Source organism: Burkholderia sp. WTPI3 (assembly GCF_021483755.1).
In the GTDB taxonomy this organism is placed as follows: Bacteria; Pseudomonadota; Gammaproteobacteria; order Burkholderiales; family Burkholderiaceae; genus Burkholderia.
On sequence record NZ_JAGIXF010000192.1, the window covers coordinates 1 to 3,395 of the forward strand.

Consider the following 3,395-nt stretch of genomic DNA (forward strand, 5'->3'; position numbering starts at 1 on the left):
CGCCGGAGATCGCGCAGCCGCTCGTACCGGATCTGACCGCGCCCGACACGTTCGGCTCGGTCGTGACTGCCTATTTCGCGGTCGAGACGCCGGCCGGCAGCCTGCTGCAGACGAGCGTCGTCAACGGCGTGGTCGACGCGGTGCGTACCGGTGGCGGCCCGCTCGCGGCGACGATCCGGGACGCGGGCCGCTGGCTCGACATGCCGCGCGACGTGCTCGTGCGGCGCATCTGGGAAGACGTCGCGCGCGTGAGCGGCGCGAACCCGGAAACCCTTCCCGCGTGGCAGCTCGTCGTCGAGCCGCGCGCGGGTTTCGCGGCGGTGCCGTCGCAGGAAATGAAACGCCCGGCCGTGCGAACGCGCTGGGCCAATCTCGTGCTGGCGGGCGACTGGATTGCCACCGGCCTGCCCGCCACGATCGAGGGCGCGATCCGCTCCGGCCAGTTGGCCGCGGACGTGCTCCAGACACAGTAAGCAACAGAGGGACCGATGAACGATCTCACCGATATGGCCAACCTGTCCGCCGGCACCACGCCGGCCGGCCTCGACGCGGCCGTCGCCAGCGCGACCGATGCGCTGCTGGCCGCGCAGAACGCGGACGGACACTGGGTTTACGAACTCGAGGCCGATTCGACGATTCCCGCCGAATACGTGCTGCTCGTCCACTATCTCGGCGAGACGCCGAACCTCGAGCTCGAACGGAAGATCGGCCGCTATCTGCGCCGCATCCAGCAGGCGGACGGCGGCTGGCCGCTGTTTACCGACGGCGCGCCGAACATCAGCGCGAGCGTGAAGGCGTATTTCGCGCTGAAGGTGATCGGCGACGACGAAAACGCCGAGCACATGCAGCGCGCGCGTCGTGCGATCCACGCGATGGGCGGCGCGGAGATGTCGAACGTGTTCACGCGCATCCAGCTCGCGCTGTACGGTGCGATCCCGTGGCGCGCGGTGCCGATGATGCCGGTCGAGATCATGCTGCTGCCGCAGTGGTTCCCGTTCCACCTGTCGAAGGTGTCGTACTGGGCGCGGACCGTGATCGTGCCGCTGCTGGTGCTGAACGCGAAGCGCCCGCTCGCGAAGAATCCGCGCGGCGTGCGCATCGACGAGCTGTTCATCGACCCGCCCGTCAACGCCGGGCTGCTGCCGCGCCAGGGCCACCAGAGCGCCGGCTGGTTCGCGTTCTTCCGCGTGGTCGACCATGCGCTGCGTGCGGTCGACGGGCTGTTCCCGAGCTACACGCGCGAGCGTGCGATCCGTCAGGCCGTGTCGTTCGTCGACGAGCGCCTGAACGGCGAGGACGGCCTCGGCGCGATCTATCCGGCGATGGCCAACGCGGTGATGATGTACGACGTGCTCGGCTATGCGGAAGATCATCCGAATCGCGCGATCGCGCGCAAGTCGGTCGAGAAGCTGCTCGTCGTGCACGAGGACGAAGCGTACTGCCAGCCGTGCCTGTCGCCGGTGTGGGACACGTCGCTCGCCGCGCATGCGCTGCTCGAAACCGGCGACGCGCGCGCCGAGGACGCCGCGATGCGCGGCCTCGACTGGCTGCGCCCGCTGCAGATCCTCGACGTGCGCGGCGACTGGATCTCGCGCCGCCCGAACGTGCGGCCGGGCGGCTGGGCGTTCCAGTACGCGAATGCGCACTATCCGGATGTCGACGACACGGCCGTGGTCGTGATGGCGATGGACCGCGCGCAGAAGCTCCGGCACACGGACACGTATCGCGAATCGATGGCGCGCGCGCGCGAATGGGTCGTCGGCATGCAGAGCAGCGACGGCGGCTGGGGCGCGTTCGAACCGGAAAACACGCAGTACTACCTGAACAACATCCCGTTCTCGGATCACGGCGCGCTGCTCGATCCGCCGACCGCCGACGTGTCGGGCCGCTGCCTGTCGATGCTGTCGCAGCTCGGCGAGACACCGTTGAACAGCGATCCGGCCCGCCGCGCGCTCGACTACATGCTGAAGGAGCAGGAGCCGGACGGCAGCTGGTACGGCCGCTGGGGGATGAACTACGTGTACGGCACATGGACGGCCCTGTGCTCGCTGAACGCGGCCGGCCTGACGCCGGACGATCCGCGCATGAAGCGCGGCGCGCAGTGGCTGCTGTCGATCCAGAACAAGGACGGCGGCTGGGGCGAGGACGGCGACAGCTACAAGCTGAACTACCGCGGCTTCGAGCAGGCGCCGAGCACCGCGTCGCAGACGGCCTGGGCGCTGCTCGGCCTGATGGCGGCCGGCGAGGTGAACAACCCGGCCGTTGCACGCGGCATCGACTACCTGATCGCCCGGCAGAACGACGAAGGTCTGTGGGACGAGACGCGCTTCACGGCGACCGGCTTCCCGCGCGTGTTCTACCTGCGCTATCACGGCTATCGCAAGTTCTTCCCGCTGTGGGCGCTCGCGCGCTATCGCAACCTGAAGCGCGCGAACGCGACGCGCGTGACGGTCGGGATCTGACGCGTGGCCGCGACGCAGCACAACGGCACGTTGCCCGTCATCGCCGTCACGGGGATGGCGTTCGAGGCGCGCATCGCGCGCGGCCACGGCGTCGAGGCGGTGTTCGCCGCGCGGGCCGACCGGCTCGAGCGCGCGCTGGCCGAAGCGACCGCACGCGGTTGCGCGGGCATCGTCAGCTTCGGCACGGCGGGCGGGCTCGCGCCCGATCTGGCGCCCGGTGCGCTCGTGATCGCGGACGCGGTCGACGGGCCGTTCGGCCGCGTGCAGACGGACACGGGCTGGAGCGCGCGGCTCGTCGCGGCGCTGCACGACACGCCGGTGTGGGCGCGCGTCACGCGCGGCACGATGGCGGCTGTCGGCGCGCCGGTGATCAGCGAGCAGGAAAAGACGTCGCTGCATCACTTGAAGGGCGCGCTCGCCGTCGACATGGAGTCGCACATCGCGGCCGCGTTCGCTGCGGCGCGCGGCGTGCCGTTCGCGGTGTGCCGAGCGATCGTCGACCCGGCGTGGCGCACGCTGCCGCGCGCGGCAACGGCCGGCCTGCGCGACGACGGCAGCACGGCCATCCTGCCGATCCTGCGCGAACTGCTGAAGCAGCCGTCGCAGCTCGGTCCGCTGCTGCAGGTCGCCAGCGACGCGCGTGCGGCACGCACGACGCTGATCCAGGCCCGGCACGCGTTCGAGCGTGCGGGCGCATTGCGGATCGTCTGAGCGGCGTTCGCCGCGCCTCCCCTTCCCCTTTCTTTTTCGAGCACGCAACAAAAGCGCGCTGCATGATGCACCGCTTCGGGTCCTGCTCGCGAGCGCAGTGCCGCGTTACTGCGCGACAGGACTGCTCGCGGGCAGCGTCGGCATTGCCGGCGCGATCGGCGCGCCGTTGGCCGCCGGCGCCGTCCTCGCCCCGCCCGGCGCAGCCGACACCGCCACGGCCCG

At 70.6% G+C, this 3,395-nt stretch carries 3 protein-coding genes; all 3 read left to right on the plus strand.

The annotated features are described in order from the left end of the window. Positions 1 to 473, plus strand: a 473-nt coding sequence (locus J7024_RS36635; RefSeq protein WP_234746032.1) for an FAD-dependent oxidoreductase, incomplete at its 5' end; no start/stop codon positions are given. 15 nt (positions 474 to 488) lie between these two features. After that, a complete protein-coding gene (shc, locus tag J7024_RS36640) occupies positions 489 to 2,462 on the plus strand; it encodes a squalene--hopene cyclase (protein ID WP_175761884.1) in 1,974 nt (657 codons plus the stop codon). A 3-nt stretch (positions 2,463 to 2,465) separates the two neighbouring features. After that, positions 2,466 to 3,173 carry a phosphorylase gene (locus J7024_RS36645; RefSeq protein ID WP_124826781.1) on the plus strand — a complete coding sequence of 236 codons (708 nt, stop codon included), beginning with the start codon at positions 2,466 to 2,468 and terminating at the stop codon, positions 3,171 to 3,173. Positions 3,174 to 3,395: the final 222 nt, after the last annotated feature.

What these genes read in the sequence shown, in the direction of transcription:
- shc (WP_175761884.1), top strand. Translation starts at nt 489, where the DNA reads ATGAACGATCTCACCGATATGGCCAACCTGTCCGCCGGCACCACGCCG.